Consider the following 18,229-nt stretch of genomic DNA (forward strand, 5'->3'; position numbering starts at 1 on the left):
AGAAGTATTAATTTAATTATCGTCAACGAGATGACACATATGAAACCAATCATTGCACTTGCATTAATACTGTTTACCAGCAGTGTTTGGGCTGACCGAATAAAAGATTTATCGGCTGTTCAAGGCGTTCGAAATAACCAGTTGGTGGGTTATGGTCTTGTTGTGGGGCTGGATGGTACCGGCGATAAAGCGCCGTTTACCAATCAAACGTTCACTAACATGATGGAGCAATTTGGCATTACCATTCCAGAAGGTGAAGACCCAAAATTAAAGAACGTAGCCGCCGTGAGTATTCATGCAACCTTGCCTGCCTTTGCTAAGCCAGGGCAAGAAATTGACATTACAGTGTCGAGTTTGGGCAACGCTAAGAGCTTACGCGGGGGTAGCTTACTGCTTGCCCCATTAAGAGGGGCAGACGGTAATGTGTATGCGGTAGCCCAAGGTAATTTGGTGGTTGGCGGCTTTGGTGCCGAAGGTGAAGATGGCTCTTCCATTAAAGTGAACATCCAATCGGCTGGGCGTATTCCTAATGGAGCTATCGTCGAAAGAGCGGTGCCAAATACTTTTTCACAAGGTGATTATCTAACCTTTAACTTGCACCGCCCCGATTTCACCACCGCTAAAAGAATGTCTGAAACAATTAATACCTTGCTTGGCCCAGACGCGGCTTATGCGGTAGATGCGGCCTCAGTTAGAGTTACCGCACCGCGCGATGCAAACCAGCGAGTGAGTTTTTTAAGTGTGCTCGAAAACCTAGAAGTTGATCCAGGTGAAGGCGCTGCAAAAGTAATCATCAATAGCCGCACTGGTACTATCGTGGTTGGCAAGCATGTAAAAATTGAATCCGTAGCCATCACGCATGGTGACCTAACCGTAACCGTACAGAATGATATGGTGATCGATCAGCCAGAAGGATTATCGGCAGGTGAAACCGTAGTGGTACCGGACGCCAACTTAAATGTAGAAGAAGAAAAAGGACCCATGTTCCTATTCGGACCAACTGTAACATTGAACGATCTGGTCAATGCCGTAAACGAAGTAGGCGCAGCCCCAGGTGATTTAATGGCGATTTTAGAAGCGCTGAAAAGTGCCGGAGCGTTAAAAGCGGAATTGATAGTTATTTAGAAAAGCTACAAGTTTTGAGCTGCAAGCTTCAAGCAAGTACAAAAGAAAAGACTTGACGCCTGCCATTAGCCCACGCAAATTTTTTTGCTTGCAGCTTGCAGCTTGCAGCTTGCAGCTTGCAGCTTGCAGCTTGCAGCCCAAAACCCACCATTCTGGCACACTTCTCGCATTAACTTTAACAATGACAACAAATTGATTAAAGCGGCAATTCCTTGCCGATGAGGCGATTATGACAGCGCAACTTGATGCAGCGTTTAACTACAACGATTTACAAGGTTTAAACACCTTAAAACGTGGTGCGCAGAAGGATGATCCTGAAGCGTTAAAGGCGGTTGCGCAGCAGTTTGAATCTATGTTTATGAACCTCATTATGAAAAGCATGCGCGATGCGACGGATGTGTTAGCTTCCGATCTAGAAAGTAGCTATCAAACCAAATTTTACCGAGACATGAGTGATCAACAAATGGCGTTGTCTATGTCGCGTGATGGTGGCTTTGGCTTAGCGGAAGTGCTTTACGAGCAATTGTTAAGTGATAAAAACCCACAGCGTGAAAATTATTTTGACAACAACATAAAGCCATTAAATGAATCTATTCGCCCAATTTTAAATGCCTCGCCTTGGTCATTTGGTGAAGCTTCAATTCAATCAGTGCCAGAATCAAACCCAGAAAATCTTAAAAGTACAGAAGGCGACATTGAAGAGGTTTATAGCTCGCCTTCATACAAATCACTCGATAAAGATTCCTTTTCGTCACCTGAAAGTTTTATTAAACAGATTATGCCCATTGCTGAACAAACTGCAAAACTCTTGGGCGTTCAGCCTCAGGTATTAGTTGCTCAGGCCGCGCTAGAAACAGGCTGGGGTAAAAAGTTAATTACAAACGAAAGCGGTGAAGTCGCTAATAATTTCTTTGGCATAAAAGCCGATCAACGCTGGAATGGGCAAGTGGCTATGACGACGACCCATGAATATATTGATGGCAACAAACTAACCGTTAAAGCACCATTTAGAGCGTATGGAAGCATTGAAGAATCATTTAACGATTACGCACAGTTTTTAAAAAGCTCTTCTCGCTATCAGACTGCTTTAGAACAGGCGAAAGACCCAGAAGTCTACCTCAATGAATTGCAAACGGCCGGTTACGCAACCGACCCGCAGTATGCAGAAAAAATTATTCGAATCGTTAACAGCGATTGGTTTAAACAGGCGTAAGGCAGCAATATTATGAGCATACTAGGCACAGCGATTACAGGTTTAAAAGCGCATCAAGAAGCTTTGAAAACGACAGGCCATAACATCAGTAATGCCAATACTCCTGGTTATTCACGCCAAGAAGTGGTGATGAGCAGTGCAACACCTTTATATAGAGGTTTTGGTTACGTTGGCCAAGGCGTTAATGTGGACACCGTTCGCCGCATTGAAAACCAGTTTTTACAAGGGCAATTAAACTCCGATACTTCTGCTTTTAATCACCTACAAACTTACCGTGAGCAGATAGAACAGGTTGACCGAATTCTTGCCGACGATAGAACCGGACTACAGCCTCAGTTAGATAGATACTTTGCCGCCTTACAAGGCGCTGCCGATAATCCTGCGTATGTGCCTTCGCGTGATGTTGTATTAGGGGAAGCGCAAGGATTAGTTGATAGATTCGAAACCATTAGCCGCTATTTAGCCGATCAAGAAAGTGTCGTTAACAGTCAAATTGAAGCCGCCGTCGCGCAAGTAAACGCTATAGCGAATGGTATTGCTCAGTTGAATGAAAAAATAGTAACCGCGCAAGGCTCAGCAACATCGGCACCACCAAATGATTTGTACGATAAGCGAGAAGAGTTAGTTCGACAGTTAGCCGAATTTGTAGACATAGATGTAATCGACGTGGGTGCAACCGTTAACATTGCCATCGGCAATGGCAACCCATTGGTCATGAAGTATGAGGCGGCGAAATTAGAAGCAGCGCCTGGGTTGCAAGACCCTTTTCGCGTGGGTATTAAATTTGTCAGTAAAGTGGAAAACGTTGAAATTACGGATTCTTTGAATAAGGGCTCTATCGCTGGCTTCTTAGACTTTAGAGAAGAGGGGTTATCAACGGCGATTAACAGCTTAGGCAGGCTTGCCGTTGCCTTTACTCAAGAAACCAATAAAACCCATAAATTGGGTGTTGATTTAGAAGGGCGATTTGGAAATGATTTTTTCCAAGACCTTAATGACCCTTCTTTAACAACGCGTCGAGTATTTGCGTTTGGTGATAATGCCTTACCCAACGACAACCTATTTAACGTTTACTTTAAAGACAGCGAACAGCTAACGACTTCCGACTACACCTTTCATGTGCCGGGCCCTGAAAACAGCCGCTATGAAATTACCCGAAACGATACGGGAGAGGTTATAAAGGAAGGCGGGTTAAGCAATGAGTATCCACAATCGTTTGAGTTTGATGGACTAGAACTTGTATTAGAAGCCGGAACCTTTTCAGAAGGAGACAGCTTTACCATCGCGCCTCTACGTGATGTTGCGCAACAAATGGAGCTGCTCATTCGTCAACCTTCGGAACTGGCATTAGCTTACCCAATTAAAGCCAATACAAGCCTCAGCAATCAAGGCAGTGGATTAATTAATCAAGGCGCAATGTTGAGCCGAGATTCCAATGCATTCGCAGTAGATGGCAAGTTAAGCCCGCCATTATTAGTGCAGTTTGAAAGTGAAAATCGATATTCTGTTTTAGATAATTCTGACCCAGGTAACCCAAGACCACTTAGACCGCCAATGGAAAATCTGATGTTCGTTCCTGGCGCTGTCAATACGATTTTTACTGATGACCCTGGCCAAACCATGGTAAATAGCTGGCGCGCAAGGCTACCTTACCAGCCAACCATTGGTTATGGTGGCCCATCAACAGCATCACTTAATAATGGTATTAACCCAGAGCGTTTTACTTTTTATCAAACAGACCCTGTGACCGGCAAAGAAACGGCTTTACCAACCATATCGACACCCGGCAGTGCGAGCGCAAAAGATATTGTGCAGGAATTAAATTTGGTTGAGGGGGTAGAGGCGCGCGCCTATACCGAAGTGCAGTTGGCTAATTTCACCAATTCAGGTACACCCTACGACCCCGACAACCCTTTTGAAATTTGGGTCAACGGCAAAGAGATCACACAAACGCTCACTAGTTTGAATCAAACAACATATATGGAAGGCTACCCTGAAGAAGTGCCTGAAGAAATGGGTCCTAACTTTTTAGCCGACCGTATTAATCATCATTACGAGCTGCAGCAAATGGGTATTCGTGCAAAAAGTGATGGTGAAACGCTGACCATTATTGATGAAAGCGGAAACGATATTTTAGTTGAGATGCGTGGTGACAAACCTCAGCCGGTGATCACCGGTGCGCCGATATTGCCGCCCGGCATTCCAGCCAATGTAAATGCCTACATAGACCCTGGTGATACCTTCATGTTGTCTACGGGTGAGCAATGGTCCGTGGATGTTGTTCAAGGAGACACTCAAGGGAAAATAAGTAATTTAACGGGTTATGATTTTTCGAGTGATGGTCCTTATGAATTTAAAATGTACTTACCCGATGGCCGTACAGGCTATGTCGAGCTAACCGGTAATCACGAAACGGGTGAAGATGTAAAAGCTGAATTAGCCGCAAAAATTCAAGCGCAGTTAGATAGCCCGGGTTACGTTAAAGCTGAAATTGATGAGCGTGGAAATCTTAGTTATCAAATTTTTATGAGTGTTGAAGGTACTGGTAATAACGATGTATCTCGGGTGAATGTTGGTGGGCAAGTTGATATCACCATGGCCGATGGCATTCGATTAAAAACCGACCCAACCGTAGGTGGCATTTTTAATGGAACTCCAGAAGCTAAATCAACCTACATGGGGTTTCAATTTGAAATCAGTGGACGACCCGTCGCTGGAGATGAATTCGCCATAGGCTGGAATGAAAACGGCGTGTCTGATAACCGAAACGCCCTAGACCTAGTTGCCATTGAAACAACCGATACTGTTAATGTAGAAGATGGCGGAATGACACTGACGGAAAGTTACAGTCAAACCGTAGAGCAAATAGGGACGCTGACCAGCCAAGCGCAAATTCGAAGCGATTCAGCAAAAGCCGTTTTAGACAAAACCACCGAAGAGCTTACCGATATTAAAGGCGTAAACCTAGATGAAGAAGCCGCAAGATTAATAGAGTTTCAAGCCGCCTATAACGCTAATGCGAAAGTAATTTCGATAGCGCAGGAATTGTTTGATTCATTGTTAGCGGCGTTTTAGGTGGGGCGGTTTTGGGTTTTAGGCTGCGGGCTACGGGTTAAGAGATTAAAGGCCTAAGTGCGTTGGCCGAATAGTATTTGTAGGAGCGTACGAAACGCAGTGGAGACGCGAAAAGGGTGGCAACAAAGGTTCGCGTCTCCGCAAGCTCCGAGCGCTCCTACAAGAATGTTTAATGTAATGTATCAATTTGAAAAAATTGTTTTTTGCGTAAGGGCAACCATCGCGGTTTTAAATCATTCAAACCCGCAGCTCGAAGCCCGCAGCTTAAAACCAATCAAAACCATAAGGGTGACATAAAATGGCCGATAGAGTTTCCAGTTACTGGATCTACCAACGCCCTGTAAACGATATGATGACGCTGCAAGCGAATTTGAATCGTACACAGGAGCAGTTGAGCACAGGCAAAAAACTTTTATCGCCGTCGGATGATCCAGTTGGTGCTGCCCGTGTACTGCAACTCGATCAAGAAATAGCGTTGCTTAATCAGTACGAACGTAACATTACCCTGCTCGATTCTCGTTTAGAAGCCGAAGAAAGTGTGTTAAACGGCATTACCAGCACCATTCAACGCGTGCGCGAGCTAACGGTGCAAGCCGGTAACGCTGCTGTTTACAGTACCTCTGAACGTATCGCCATTGGCGAAGAAATTAGTCAACGCGTCAAAGAGATGTACGATCTCATGAATAGTAAAGATGGCGGTGGCGAATACATTTTCTCTGGCTTTGCGGGTGATCAACAGCCGTTTGTGAAAAACCCTGGGGGCGGATACAGCTATCAGGGCGATGAAGGCGTTCGGTTCTTACAAATCAGCCGCTCTATTACCATAGCATCGAGCGACAGCGGTAAAGACGCTTTTTTAGACGTCGATGCCAATGTGCCTTCTTTTTTTACGTCGGCCAGTTCTGAAAACCGAGGCAACCCGCCCGCTGTTATTTCTGCCGGTATCACCGTAGATCAAGAAGCATTAAACGACTTCTTCCCAGAAAACGCGGTCATTACTTTTAACAATGAACTCGACGTAGATCCACCCGGCCCTAATTACACCATTCGGCAAAAATCGGATGGTCGGCCAGTCGATACTTTCGAAAACGTCCCCTATACACCTGGTGCGGCCATTCAATTTAAAGGTATGAATGTCAATGTAACTGGAAAGCCTTACCCTGGTGATAAATTCGTAATTGAAACATCACCGAAACAAGGCTTGTTAGTCACCACTGAAAAATTAGAATACGCACTGAATAACTTCAGCGATGCACCAGAATTCAGTGATGCCTATGACGAGGCCATATTCAATACACTCGAAAACTTAGACGCCGCCTTAGAAAAAGTAGCGCTTGTGCGCGCAAGAATTGGTTCAAGGCTGAATACCACCGAAACCACCATGAACCAGCACGCCGATAACAAATTGGCCGCACAAGATATTCGTTCAAGCATTCGAGATTTAGATTACGCAGAAGCCATCAGCCGACTACAGCTGGAAGAATTTGTATTACAAGCCTCACAACAAACCTTCGCCAAAGTCACCTCGCAGAGTTTGTTTGACTTCATCCGCTAACCGAAGGTTAGTGGATAGAACTTTTGCCCGAAGGGCAACAGCTGGCTGCAAGCTGCAAGTAAGGTCAAATCCCCAATACCTTGCTATACTTTGTCTCAATAACTTTTTACTTACTTGCAGCTTGCAGCTATATACTTGCAGCTCAAAACGAGGTTCCAATGCCCACCCTCAAACAACTCGACACCGCCTTTAACGACCTTTGGCTCAACACCGAACAACTTCCAACATTATTAGATAAATGGCAAGAAATGGTCAGTGAACACCTTTCAACCCTGGGCGACAATAAAGAAGATTTAGACGCTTTCGAAGAACGCATGATTTTTTGGCACGCCGTACTAGAAGAAAACCGCAGCCTAATCCAAGCCCATCAAGCCACTTTGAAAGAAACCATCAAAACGGGAGAGCCAAGCCCTAAGAAAGATGAGCAGACGCGGGCTTATAGGAAGAATTAGAGAAAGCTGGAAGTTTTGAGCTGCAAGCTGCAAGTAAGTTCAAAAACCAATATACCCTGCTTCGTAACTCTTTTTGTAGGATTCTTCGGAATGCAGTGGAGAGGCGACAAGAGAGAAGATAGCTGCAAGTTTTGAGCTGCAAGCTGCGAGTAAGTTCGAAAACCAAAAAAACCTGCTTCGTAACTCTTTTTGTAGGAGTCATCGGAATGCAGTGGAGAGGCGACAAGAGAGAAGATAGCTGCAAGTTTTAAGCTGCAAGAAAAGTTTAAAGGAGGTTTTAGCAGCAAGTTGCAAGAAAAAGGAGTAAAACAAACCCAATTCAAAGGCTTACACTTAAACCATTACATCTAACCCGCTGTTTGCCTTTTTACCTTTCACGAAGCATAAAACCCGTACCCACTCAAAATCCTTGACCCAACTTGCAGCTGTTTTTTTATAGTAATAAAAAACAACCCGATTATTCCAAAAAACTATAAAAGATTCTCAAAACTCGGCCGCTATAGTAATTGTGAATGAGCAACGTCGCTAAACCATGTCGCAATAGGGCGGTACGGAAGAAAGCGAAGGAGAATTACTTATGCCTCAAATTATTAATACTAACATCGCTTCGTTAACGGCTCAGCGTAACTTAAACAGTTCGCAGAGCGCTAACTCTACTGCCTTAGAGCGTTTGTCATCTGGTCTTCGTATTAACAGTGCGAAAGACGATGCGGCGGGCTTGGCAATTTCTACTAACTTCGAGTCTCAAGTTAAAGGCTTGAACGTCGCTATCCGTAACGCGGGTGACGGTATCTCTTTAGCGCAAACTGCTGAAGGTGCCCTAGGCGCAATGACTGAAAACCTACAGCGTATTCGTGAGCTAGCGGTTCAGTCTTCTAACGCAACTAACTCAGACGATGACCGAGTTAAGCTACAAGCGGAAGTTAAGCAGTTGATGGCGGAAGTCACACGTACTGCCGATGAAACAAACTTCAACGGCCGTAACCTACTAGACGGTTCTTTCGAAGGTACCTTCCAGATTGGTGCGGATGCGGGTCAAACCGTTGATGTGAAAATTTCAGAATTGACTGCAGAGAAGTTGGGTACCAGTTCTCAAGCGGGTGTGAGTTCTTATTCCACAGGTACTGCGATTGGTAACGGTGACTTAGTAATCAATGGCGAAACGATTCGTGCTTCGGTAGCTGGTGATGATCAGTTGTCTTTCGGAACTAAACGTTCGGCTAGTGCTATTGCAAAGGCAGCAGCAATTAATGAATCTAGTGATCAAACTAATGTTGTAGCTACCGCAAATGAAAACGTAATGTCAGGTAGTCAAATGGTTGCTGGTACTACTGCTACTGCTACAGCTGCTTCAGCAATCGTACTGAATGGTGTATCCATTTCACTCGAAGGTACAGCAAATGCCACTGAAGCAGACTTAGCCGCCACACGAGGCTCGGTTATTGAATCAATTAACGCTCAATCAGGAAAGACCGGCGTTATAGCAAGTGATGGTGGGAATAATGGTGGCGTTACATTAACCGCAGAAGATGGGCGAAATATTACCATTACATCAACAGTAAACGATCTGGCTGCGTTTGGGTTGAAAGATAGTGATACAACGGCTGCTAGTGCAGAGGAGTCTTTTGCCTCGGTAACTCTTACAGCACAAGACTCTCAAACCAATATTGTCATAGACGGAGGAAATGGTACCGGAAATGGAGATATTTCAAACACCGGTTTTGCTGCCGGTGAGTACGGTGGTCAAATTAGTTCGACAACAACACAAGAAAGTAGTCAAGCATGGGATACAGATGCTGCTACTACCTTGGCGGCATCAACGACCAAGGCGTTACAGGATGGTGATTTAGTAATAAATAATGTTGCCATAAGAGCCTCTTCGAGCCTTGACGATACCTCATCCTATGCTGATGCAGCTAATGCTGCCAGTTCATATACTGCTGCATCAGGTATTGCTATCGCTGCAGCGATTAATGACTCCACAGATCAAACTGGCGTTACTGCTACAGTAAATGCAACAACATACACTGGTGTAACAACCGGTGCTGCGACCACTGGTGGTACTGCAGGTGATACTCTAGACTTAAGACTAAATGGAGTATCAATTACATTGACTGAAACAGGTGATTACGAAAAGAATAAAGCGAATGCAATCACTGCAATTAATGAAAAGTCTGGTCAGACGGGAGTTGTGGCAGAAGATAACGGTAAGTCACTAACTTTAACGGCCGCTGATGGTCGTAACATAACAATGTTTGCTGTTACGCCTGCTGCAAATGCTGGTGATGAAAACGAATTTGGTCTCGAAGGAGTTGCATCTGGAGTTGTGGCAAACGTCGCGCAAACTTCTACCTACTACTCTACTGTATCGCTATCATCCGCTAGCGCGTTCGAAGTGAGTGTTGGGTCAAATGGTATTGCTGGATTGACAGACTCTGGATTCCAAGCAGGTTCATTTGGTGGCGGTGAAGATGGTCAGTACTTAGCTGACGTCGATATCTCTACTTTTGAAGGTGCGCAGTCTGCTATAACCGCAATTGATAATGCTTTAAGCACCGTTGCTAGCCAACGTGCAGAACTCGGTGCATTGCAAAACCGATTCGAGTCTACCAGCTCAAACCTTCAGATTACGTCTGAAAACTTGTCAGCGGCAAACTCTCGAATCCGTGATGCGGACTTCGCGGCCGAAACAGCCGAACTGTCTCGTACCCAGGTACTACAGCAGGCCGGTATTTCGATCTTAGCTCAGGCTAACCAGCGTCCACAGCAGGTATTATCACTACTCGGTTAATAGCGAAACCATTGGGGAGGGTCGCTTAGCGGCCTAACCCAGCGCTAAAGCTCTTGAATAAAGTAGTTTTAAGAGTAATCGACAGGTGAACGGAGGTGTTAAAGTATGAATGAAATTAGTATGCAGCCATCGCTAAATGCTAAGCCTTCCGCACCAACGCGCGACACTGGAAAGTCGGGGTTTAATGGAATAAAGCCCACGGTAGAGCAAGCGGAAGCACGCCAGGCCGAGAAAAGTGACTCAGTAACTTCATATGCATCACAGCAAAAAGAAGCCGCCGAGAAACCTAAAGAAGAAAGCGTTGAGCAAGCTGTAGCGAAACTTAACGATTATGTTCAAAACACAGAGCGCAAGCTTGAGTTTCAGCTAGATGAAGATTCTGGCAAAACAGTGATAAGAGTTTACGATAAAGTATCAGATGAGTTGATTCGTCAGATGCCGAATGAAGAAGCCTTAGAACTGGCTCAACGCTTAAGTCAAGAAGAGCCGCTGATGTTGTTTAGTGCGCAGGTCTGATAAAAAAACCGCCTTTGGCGGTTTTTTTTGTTTTGGGCTTCGGGCTTCGAGCTTCGGGTTTGAACCTAAAACTTAAAACCTACAAGCTAATTATGTGCTCTCGGTGAGCGATCTTGAAAGGCCTGTTAACATTCTTGATATAATATCTAATTGATTGATCCATTTCGTACCTAATTCTTTGTCTAAATAATTTACCTTCTGACCAATCCATATTTGTGTTTTAAGTTCAGCTGCTGAACTATAGGTAATGTTTAAAAATCGTTTCTTTTCTGAAGCACTCGTTCGGGACATGCCTTCGGCGATATTCGAAGGGATAGACAGGCCGGATCGGGTTGCTTGGTCTTTAAAGCCCCAGTCCCTTAAATCCTTTAATTCAATGTATAATTCGGCACTCAATTGAGCAGAAGCTTTCCAAACGTCTAGCTTTTCAAAATTCATATAATCATCCTTGATTAGTTTTTCAGAATCTAAACGTTACAGGAGTTTTGAAACCTTGAACGTAAACTGAGTCACAGGGTGGGGATAGTTTTGAGCGGCGGGCTATGGGCTGCGGGTATCAATCTTTAAACCAGAAGCTCGCAGCCCGCAGCCAAAAACTGCTCTCCAAAACCCCTAAAGTTTTAACCAAATCGGCCGATACAATAATCAACCCATGGTCTATCCTAAAATCATGGTTTGGTTTTTGCATTAAGACACTGTTCAACGTTTAAAGGTTATCGGTTATGGCGGGCATACAATCACTGGGTATCGGTTCTGGGTTGCTAACTTCAGACTTAGTCGATCAATTAGTGGCTGCGGAAAGGGCGGCAAGTGATCTCCGTTTGGACGGTAAGACTGCTCGTGTAGAGGCGAAGATTTCCGCTTATGCCGAAGTCCGTAAGGTGATGGATGGTTTGCAATCGAGTATTGGCAGTCTTGCTCAAGCCAGTACTATTCAAAGCAGCTCAGCCAGCTCTTCTGATGAATCTGTGCTTACTGCAACCACTACTAGCCTAGCTGAACCGGGTTCTTATCGTATCGAAGTAGATGAAATCGCTAAAGCGCACTCTTTGGCGAGTATGCAATTCAGTTCCGTGGATGACACTGTGGGTACGGGCACGTTAACTTTTAAGTTTGGTACCACTACCTATGACGGTTCTGATGAATATTTAGCGTTTGAGCAAGATGCCGACAGTGCAGTAACCTCTATTGATATTACTTCTGAAAATAACACCTTAGGCGGCATACGAGATGCCATCAATAATGAAGATTTTGGTGTGTCGGCTTCAGTGGTGTACGACGGTACGGGATACCGTCTATTGCTCACCAGTGAGGAAACGGGTGAAGAAACCAGTATGGAGATTGAAGTCTCGGGTGATGCTGGCTTGCAATCTTTAGCATATAACAGCGCTCAGCATGATCCTGCCAGTAACATGACCGAAACACAATCGGGTTCGGATGCGCTGATACGAATCAACGGGCTAACCGTTACAAGTGCAACGAATAAATTGGATCAGGTTGTGCGCGGCGTGACCATTAACCTAAATGAAAGCAGTTTAACGGGTGTCATGCTAAACGTAACCCGTGATACCGATGAAATTGCCGATAAGCTTGAAGCGTTCGTCGAAAAATATAATGAGTACAAAACTATTTACGATGAACTAACCAAATACAACCCAGATGATGAAATTGGCGGTATTTTGTTAGGTGATAACGTATTGCGTACCGTGCAATCACAATTGCGTGCGGGTATCACTGAAATTATTTCTGGTGTTACAGGCTCTACCTATAAATCACTTATTGAAATTGGCATCAGTACCGACCAAACCGATAATTTTAATTTAAAATTTGATCGAGCTGAATTCAAAAAAGCGATGGAAACCGACGCTCAAAGTTTGGTGGGGTTACTCGCTACCGATAACCAAACATCAGATGCTCAAGTTAAAGTAGTCAACGTGGGTCCAAATACCAAGCCTGGCACCTATGATGTTAATGTTACTCAAGTTGCCACACAGGGCACTTTTAAAGGTCTAACAACACCGGCGTTAAGTTTTGCAAGCGATGTTGTGGTATCGGATGTAAACGATGAGTTCTCTATGACGGTAGACGGAAAAACGCAATCCGTAACGTTAGAGCAGGGAACTTACAGCACCGGTGAAGATTTAGCCTTGATGCTGCAAAACAGTATTAACAGTGCATTTAGTGGTCAAAGCGTGACGGTTACTTTTGATGATGCTAACGATCGCTTTGATATAACTTCAAGCAAGTTTGGCAGCAGTTCAGAAGTTACCATTGGCTCGGGTGATGCGCTTGTAGCAAATACTTTTGGCTTTGCCAGTTCCGGCACCGGCCAATTTGCAGGTAGCTTTTTTAATACCTTAAATGATGCGGCTTTTGCAGCGTCTACCAACCCAGGTACGCAAGCCTTTACCGGTGAATCGGGAGCCGATTTTTCGGCTAGTCCTGTAACGTTTGATTTAACACTGGCGGGTACAACGGCTGATGGAACCTATACAATATCATTGGATGAGAACTGGGCCGACGTAGTCGATACCGATGGAAACATTACTACCGATAGAGATCGTTCTGATGTGTTAACTTACATTCAAAGCGAACTTAACAATGCTGGTTTAGCGGGAGTCGTGACCGCCGAATTTAATAGCAGTGATCGTTTGGTCATGCGTACTGAGCCAACCGCAGGTATTAGTCAAACGATCACCGTTGCGAATACCAATGTGACCGGTTTTGATTACTTAGGCATCACCGATGGGGCAAACAACTCAGGGTTTGCTATGTCTGGCGCCGACTTTGAATTGGCTTATTCCAATCGTCAGGGCAGTGTCAGTGGCGCAGCGCCGATTAGTGTACCTGCAGGTACCTATGAAACCGCAGAAGAATTAGCTACGGCAATAGAAACCGCTATTAATGCCGATGCAAACATTAGCGCTGGAGCAAAAGGTGCGGCTACAGAAGCAGGGTCTAGAAGCTTGGCCAGCGCAGTAGATTTTACCAGCGATCCTGCCCAGTTTGAATTTGATCTAAACGGGACTAACTTCGTTGTAGATGTTAACGCCAACGGCGCCAATAACCTTGCCAGCATTCAAAGTGCACTGGATACCGCATTGGCCGCCGGTGGAGCGAGTGCAGGTGATGTTGTTGCGAGTTTAGACAGCAATGGGCTGGTACTCACAACCAATGCAACTGGGTCTGCACAAACGCTTGAAATTAAACGAGATGGCATTGGCGCAACCACCAATGCGGGTACGGCCGATTTATCTACAGGTGTCGATTTTTCATTGACACCTTCGGCCTTTACCTTGGCTGTTGATGGCATCGATATAGAAGTAACCGTTGATGGTGATGGTACCGCTAACAGCAACGATGGTGAATCTAACCTTGCGGTGATACAAAGTGCCTTAGATACCGCCTTAACAGCGGCTGGCGGAGGCGGTGAATTCCAAGCTGGCGATGTAGTGGCTAAGCTCAATGCCAGTAATCAAGTGTACTTCGAAACCGTGTCAAAAAACGGTGTGCAAACTGAAGCGACATTTGGCGCGGATGCGACTATTCAAATCACAGCGGCAGATGCCAACGCAAACTCGACATTGGGTATTACTAACGGCGCACTCAATATTAATGGCTTAGACGGCTTTGGTTTAGATAAAGGTGTGTATAACGGTTTTGATTCGCAAAGTACCGTCAGCTACGAAAAAGATGAAGACGGCAAAGGCCGTTTTGTTATTGCATTCGATAACAGCACTAATATCACTATCAGCAACCCATCGGTTTCTGCTATTGCTCAATTAGGCCTTTCTGCTACCAACCAAAGCACGGCCGACACAGCAACCGGAGTTGATGTTGAAGGTACAATTAACGGCGTAGCAGCCACTGGTCGCGGCCAATACTTAACCGCCTCTGAAGGCAACTCGGCTGCAACAAACGGCTATTTGCTGGGAGGAACAGGTTCCGATTTTTCAAGCGCTGAAATTATAGACGGTACTAATAACACCTTAAAGGTTGTGATTGATGGTACAGAATCGGGCACCATTACATTAACCTCAGGTGCTTATGCCTTAGGTAATGAATTAGCCGCTGAGCTTAAAGCACAAATTAACGCCGATGCAACGCTTAAAGGCGCAAATAAAGCTGTAGATGTGCAATATGATGCTGACACCAATACCTTTGGTATTTTTTCAGTGTCTAAGGGTTCCGAGTCGACCGTAAAAGTTAGTGAAATCGCTTCGGGTGCAATTGATATTTTTGGTTTTACTACAACGACACAAGGTGTCAAAGGTAAAGACACCCAAGGCTCAGTAGATGATGCCGCGGGACTCATGCTTAAAATCGGCGGCACACGAACAGGCGACAGAGGCACCGTAACCTATGTGCAAGGGGTCATGTCAAAGTTAGATGAATTGTTTGACAGCATGTTGTCATCAAAAGGATTGTTAACTGAAAAAGAAAGTAACCTAGTCGATGATCAGGAAGCAATAGAAGCCGAACGCAAAGAGATTGATGAAAAAACATCAGTGTTTGAAGCCAGGTTAAGAGCAAAGTTTTTATTTAACGATAAATTAATCAGCTCACTTAAAGTGACCGAGGATTTCTTGAAAAGCCAATTTGAAGCGATGAATGCTTCGAAAGAATAAAAGAAGCTGCAAGTATTTAGCTGCAAGCTGCCAGTAAAAACCGAAGAAAACCCAAGTACTTTAAGTATTAGGTTGCTTCGGTTTTTTTATTGGAACTTACTTGCAGCTATTAACTTGCAGCCCGCGGTTGCCCAGCGGGCAACCGTTCCGTTTTGTTACCTAAAACTCTCCGTCACGCTTACTTGAGCCCCTTCATCATCTTCTACGGTTAGAGAGATTGAATCTAGGTGATTTTTATGGACGTAGCGTTTTGCTATGAAGAACCACGGCTTGGTGATTTCTAAGTTACCGAGTGTCCACGTATGCGATGCAATGTAGCCATCGTTATCATGGCTATCGCTAACAAAGATATACCAAAATAGAAATCGGTAGGCTCTTATGTTTGCGTTAGGCGCTTCGTTTAGGGCGACATCAATAATAACAGGGTCGTGATCTGATGAGCGATAAGCATCAGGAGCATAGAGGCTGAGTACTTGAGCATCCGATTTATACTCAGTGTTGTAATCCAAAATGAGTGGCTCATCGGTATTTATGTGCCAATCTTGAGTGTGAATTACTTTTTCGGCTAATGCATTTGAAGCCAACGCTTGATCAAGGCTGCCGGTTTCACCATCGAACACATAAGAATAATCGCCATCTTGTTTCAGTTGGTTAAAGCCTGCTGACTCAATTGCGCGAATAGGGTCTTCTTTGCTGTAAGCGTTTAAATCACCCATGATCAACACTTTATCGGTCTCAACACCAGTCGGGTTGCTTTCTAACCACTGAGTTAAGGCTAGTGCGGCATTCGTACGCGTTTGGTTGTATGCACCTTGGCCTTCGTCGCAATCGGCAATGTCGCCACAGTTTCGGCTACCTTTTGACTTAAAGTGATTCACAACCATGGTGATTGCTTCCGCACCGTCTAGCGATTTAAACGTTTGTGTTAATGCCGGGCGATTACGAGAGTCATCAAATAATGGCTCACCCAATTCATTTAATGGTGAGTTAGATGAATCCAGTATGGCGGTCACACCAGCTGGTTGCACAACAGAAGGGCGGTAAATGATGCCAACGGCAATGGCATCGTCGCCAATCTGTGCCACGCCCGGGTTTATGTATTGATATTGGTTTTCGGCGCTTTGCTGCACATTAATGGCGCGAACTAAATCGGCAATGGCGCTGGTATCGGCAAAACCATCGTTTTCAATTTCCATTAAACCAATGACATCAGCATCAATGGCTGTCATGGCGGCAACGAGTTTGGCGGTTTGTCGCTCTAATTCGTATGCGTTATCGGCGCCACGAGGAGTAGGGAAACCACCACCTAGGCCATCACCATTGAAGTAGTTTAAAACGTTAAAGCTAGCAATTCGCAAATCGCTTTCCGCCACTTGCGTAGGCTCTAACGTACGAGGGTTGTCGCCATTAAAAACCGGAGCGGTGGTTGGTATTAATTTAAACTTACCGAAATTAAAATTAATAACACCGGTGAGGTTAGTTACCGTGTTGCCAATGCGCAGCGTGTTGTTGGCATCTAAAGCCGGAGCCGGGAAGATAACCGGGTCAGGGTTTTGCGTTTTAAAACCATCATCCACAATGAGCATGTTAAGGTCGTTGGCGGCGTGTATCGCATCGGCATCGGGGCCAGGTAGGGCCACGTCGGTTGGGATGCGGCGACGGCCATTGGCAACCATAAATTCGCCATAGCGACCTAATGCATATACTTCATTCACCATTAAAGGCGAGCTAGCTGTCACTCTCATGCCTTCAAGTGCTTCTAAGTCATTCTCTGAGCTAAACGGCAGGTTGAGAGTAGCCGCCATGGGCAAGCTGTTACCGCTGCTACATATAGTAATATCAGAAACACTGGTTAATTGCGTTAAGCCATAAAATTCATCGGCTTCGCCCCGCACGCGTACTTTATCGCCAACAGCGACATCGGTACTGTAGTGGTAAATAAACAAGCCTTCAGAGGTTTGAGGATCGGCATCAACATCCGTATCTAAAGATTGTACGAAGAAGCCCTTGGCTTGATTACTGGCTTGTAAGTCAGCCACGACAATCGCTTCAATATCAACTACCTGGCCTAAAATTGGCGAAGCAGAGCCATTGCCTTGTACTTCAGAAATTTTAGTCGCTGGGTCGGCGCAATTAAACGCACTCGGTGGCTCTACAGGGTCTTCACCCGGTGCCCCATTGCCTAAATAAGTAAATGTATTACTGGGATGCTCATTCCAAGAAGTCGAATAGTCAAAAGAATCGCTTGGGTTGGCATCACCTAGGGTGTCGCTTTTGCGAGTTAACGTCACATTGGCTGCAAAGGTAGTGCTATTGCCGAGTTGCCCAATGCTGTCAACGACAATGCCATTTTTCTTTAGTAAAACAACATCATTGCCATTAAAGTTTGCTACGCCATCGGTAATATCAGCAACGTTTAAAATTTGAGGCACGGCACGGCTATTGGCAACCACATAGGCCGAGTTAGGCGCTAATGCGCCCGAAAGCGTGAGAATATTAGTAGCTGTCGTTGCGCCATTGGAGTATAGCTCTATTGAATACGGGCTTAGATCTGCCGGATTAGAATCGAAATTAGTGAGCTCGAGTGCTTTATTATAACTTGAGCCCTCGATGTACTCAGTCAGCAACACATCGGCATAGGCTGCGTTTGCAAGCAGTATGCCGACTATTAACGGGGTGCGTAAGGTCATAGTGGTAATCCTAGTGTTATTTATATTTATTATTCTTGGTCTGGCCGAAGCCGACAACACCAAAAAGTTGTTTAGGTGGACAACTTATCATGCGAATATGACACTATTTTTACATGAGATCAAACGAACTACACTATGATAATTGAAATAAATTGAGCGCTGACTGTATAGGGTTAACATTGCA

The 18,229-nt window shown here is 45.0% G+C and carries 15 protein-coding genes; 11 read left to right on the forward strand and 4 right to left on the reverse strand.

Annotated features, from left to right (window positions below):
* The first annotated feature begins 39 nt into the window (after positions 1-39).
* Positions 40-1,125 (forward strand): flagellar basal body P-ring protein FlgI, encoded by a 1,086-nt coding sequence (locus QWZ13_RS09900; protein ID WP_215999308.1) that lies wholly within the window; start codon positions 40-42, stop codon positions 1,123-1,125.
* On the opposite strand, the gene QWZ13_RS09905 is transcribed toward QWZ13_RS09900, so the two are convergent.
* Entirely contained in the window at positions 1,099-1,266 is a 168-nt protein-coding gene (locus tag QWZ13_RS09905) for a hypothetical protein (protein WP_290281629.1), read from the reverse strand. The two genes, QWZ13_RS09900 and QWZ13_RS09905, sit on opposite strands and share 27 nt — an antisense overlap.
* Positions 1,267-1,354: 88 nt before the next feature.
* On the opposite strand from QWZ13_RS09905, the gene flgJ reads away from it, so the two are divergent.
* Genes flgJ through flgL form a run of 4 tightly spaced genes read left to right on the forward strand, consistent with a single transcriptional unit; the run spans position 1,355 to position 6,968 of the window.
* Positions 1,355-2,338, forward strand: a complete 984-nt coding sequence (gene flgJ / locus QWZ13_RS09910) for a flagellar assembly peptidoglycan hydrolase FlgJ (protein WP_290281630.1) — start codon at positions 1,355-1,357, stop codon at positions 2,336-2,338.
* 12 nt (positions 2,339-2,350) lie between these two features.
* Positions 2,351-5,413 carry a flagellar hook-associated protein FlgK gene (gene flgK / locus QWZ13_RS09915; protein ID WP_290281631.1) on the forward strand — a complete coding sequence of 1,021 codons (3,063 nt, stop codon included), beginning with the start codon at positions 2,351-2,353 and terminating at the stop codon, positions 5,411-5,413.
* Positions 5,414-5,470: 57 nt separating this feature from the next.
* Complete coding sequence (locus QWZ13_RS09920; RefSeq protein ID WP_290281632.1) at positions 5,471-5,710, forward strand: hypothetical protein; 240 nt, start codon at positions 5,471-5,473, stop codon at positions 5,708-5,710.
* A 1-nt stretch (position 5,711) separates the two neighbouring features.
* Positions 5,712-6,968 (forward strand): flagellar hook-associated protein FlgL, encoded by a 1,257-nt coding sequence (gene flgL, locus QWZ13_RS09925; RefSeq protein ID WP_290281633.1) that lies wholly within the window; start codon positions 5,712-5,714, stop codon positions 6,966-6,968.
* Here flgL and QWZ13_RS09930 read toward each other — a convergent pair.
* Positions 6,912-7,127, reverse strand: coding sequence for a hypothetical protein (locus tag QWZ13_RS09930; protein WP_290281634.1), 216 nt, complete (start codon positions 7,125-7,127; stop codon positions 6,912-6,914). The genes flgL and QWZ13_RS09930 overlap by 57 nt on opposite strands.
* Here QWZ13_RS09930 and QWZ13_RS09935 point away from each other — a divergent pair.
* The 3 genes from QWZ13_RS09935 to QWZ13_RS09945 all read left to right on the forward strand — a co-directional run bounded on the left by QWZ13_RS09935 (position 7,127) and on the right by QWZ13_RS09945 (position 10,727).
* Positions 7,127-7,420, forward strand: coding sequence for a hypothetical protein (locus QWZ13_RS09935; RefSeq protein WP_290281635.1), 294 nt, complete (start codon positions 7,127-7,129; stop codon positions 7,418-7,420). The genes QWZ13_RS09930 and QWZ13_RS09935 overlap by 1 nt on opposite strands.
* 577 nt (positions 7,421-7,997) lie before the next feature.
* Positions 7,998-10,211: a flagellin N-terminal helical domain-containing protein gene (locus QWZ13_RS09940; RefSeq protein WP_290281636.1), complete on the forward strand. Its 2,214-nt coding sequence runs from the start codon at positions 7,998-8,000 to the stop codon at positions 10,209-10,211.
* A 105-nt stretch (positions 10,212-10,316) separates the two neighbouring features.
* Positions 10,317-10,727, forward strand: coding sequence for a flagellar protein FlaG (locus tag QWZ13_RS09945; protein ID WP_290281637.1), 411 nt, complete (start codon positions 10,317-10,319; stop codon positions 10,725-10,727).
* 90 nt (positions 10,728-10,817) lie between these two features.
* On the opposite strand, the gene QWZ13_RS09950 is transcribed toward QWZ13_RS09945, so the two are convergent.
* The gene (locus tag QWZ13_RS09950) at positions 10,818-11,165 is read right to left on the reverse strand and encodes a four helix bundle protein (RefSeq protein WP_290281638.1); all 348 of its coding nucleotides are present in this window, start codon (positions 11,163-11,165) and stop codon (positions 10,818-10,820) included.
* A gap of 104 nt (positions 11,166-11,269) precedes the next feature.
* On the opposite strand from QWZ13_RS09950, the gene QWZ13_RS09955 reads away from it, so the two are divergent.
* Positions 11,270-11,437, forward strand: a complete 168-nt coding sequence (locus QWZ13_RS09955; RefSeq protein WP_290281639.1) for a hypothetical protein — start codon at positions 11,270-11,272, stop codon at positions 11,435-11,437.
* A 12-nt stretch (positions 11,438-11,449) separates the two neighbouring features.
* Complete coding sequence (gene fliD / locus QWZ13_RS09960; protein WP_290281640.1) at positions 11,450-15,355, forward strand: flagellar filament capping protein FliD; 3,906 nt, start codon at positions 11,450-11,452, stop codon at positions 15,353-15,355.
* A gap of 155 nt (positions 15,356-15,510) precedes the next feature.
* Here fliD and QWZ13_RS09965 read toward each other — a convergent pair whose 3' ends face one another.
* Positions 15,511-18,045, reverse strand: a complete 2,535-nt coding sequence (locus QWZ13_RS09965; RefSeq protein WP_290281641.1) for an ExeM/NucH family extracellular endonuclease — start codon at positions 18,043-18,045, stop codon at positions 15,511-15,513.
* Here QWZ13_RS09965 and QWZ13_RS09970 point away from each other — a divergent pair.
* On the forward strand, positions 18,014-18,184 hold the full coding sequence (locus QWZ13_RS09970; RefSeq protein WP_290281642.1) for a hypothetical protein: 171 nt from the start codon (positions 18,014-18,016) through the stop codon (positions 18,182-18,184). The genes QWZ13_RS09965 and QWZ13_RS09970 overlap by 32 nt on opposite strands.
* Positions 18,185-18,229 lie beyond the last annotated feature (45 nt).

The sequence above is a fragment of the Reinekea marina genome, assembly GCF_030409715.1.
Taxonomy (GTDB): Bacteria; Pseudomonadota; Gammaproteobacteria; order Pseudomonadales; family Natronospirillaceae; genus Reinekea; species Reinekea marina.

Coding starts and splice junctions, on each gene's coding strand:
- QWZ13_RS09935 (WP_290281635.1), top strand. CDS start 7,127: ATGCCCACCCTCAAACAACTCGACACCGCCTTTAACGACCTTTGGCTC.
- QWZ13_RS09900 (WP_215999308.1), top strand. CDS start 40: ATGAAACCAATCATTGCACTTGCATTAATACTGTTTACCAGCAGTGTT.
- QWZ13_RS09945 (WP_290281637.1), top strand. CDS start 10,317: ATGAATGAAATTAGTATGCAGCCATCGCTAAATGCTAAGCCTTCCGCA.
- QWZ13_RS09965 (WP_290281641.1), bottom strand. CDS start 18,045: ATGACCTTACGCACCCCGTTAATAGTCGGCATACTGCTTGCAAACGCA.
- QWZ13_RS09940 (WP_290281636.1), top strand. CDS start 7,998: ATGCCTCAAATTATTAATACTAACATCGCTTCGTTAACGGCTCAGCGT.
- QWZ13_RS09955 (WP_290281639.1), top strand. CDS start 11,270: ATGGGCTGCGGGTATCAATCTTTAAACCAGAAGCTCGCAGCCCGCAGC.
- QWZ13_RS09950 (WP_290281638.1), bottom strand. CDS start 11,165: ATGAATTTTGAAAAGCTAGACGTTTGGAAAGCTTCTGCTCAATTGAGT.
- fliD (WP_290281640.1), top strand. CDS start 11,450: ATGGCGGGCATACAATCACTGGGTATCGGTTCTGGGTTGCTAACTTCA.
- QWZ13_RS09970 (WP_290281642.1), top strand. CDS start 18,014: ATGCCGACTATTAACGGGGTGCGTAAGGTCATAGTGGTAATCCTAGTG.
- flgK (WP_290281631.1), top strand. CDS start 2,351: ATGAGCATACTAGGCACAGCGATTACAGGTTTAAAAGCGCATCAAGAA.
- flgJ (WP_290281630.1), top strand. CDS start 1,355: ATGACAGCGCAACTTGATGCAGCGTTTAACTACAACGATTTACAAGGT.
- flgL (WP_290281633.1), top strand. CDS start 5,712: ATGGCCGATAGAGTTTCCAGTTACTGGATCTACCAACGCCCTGTAAAC.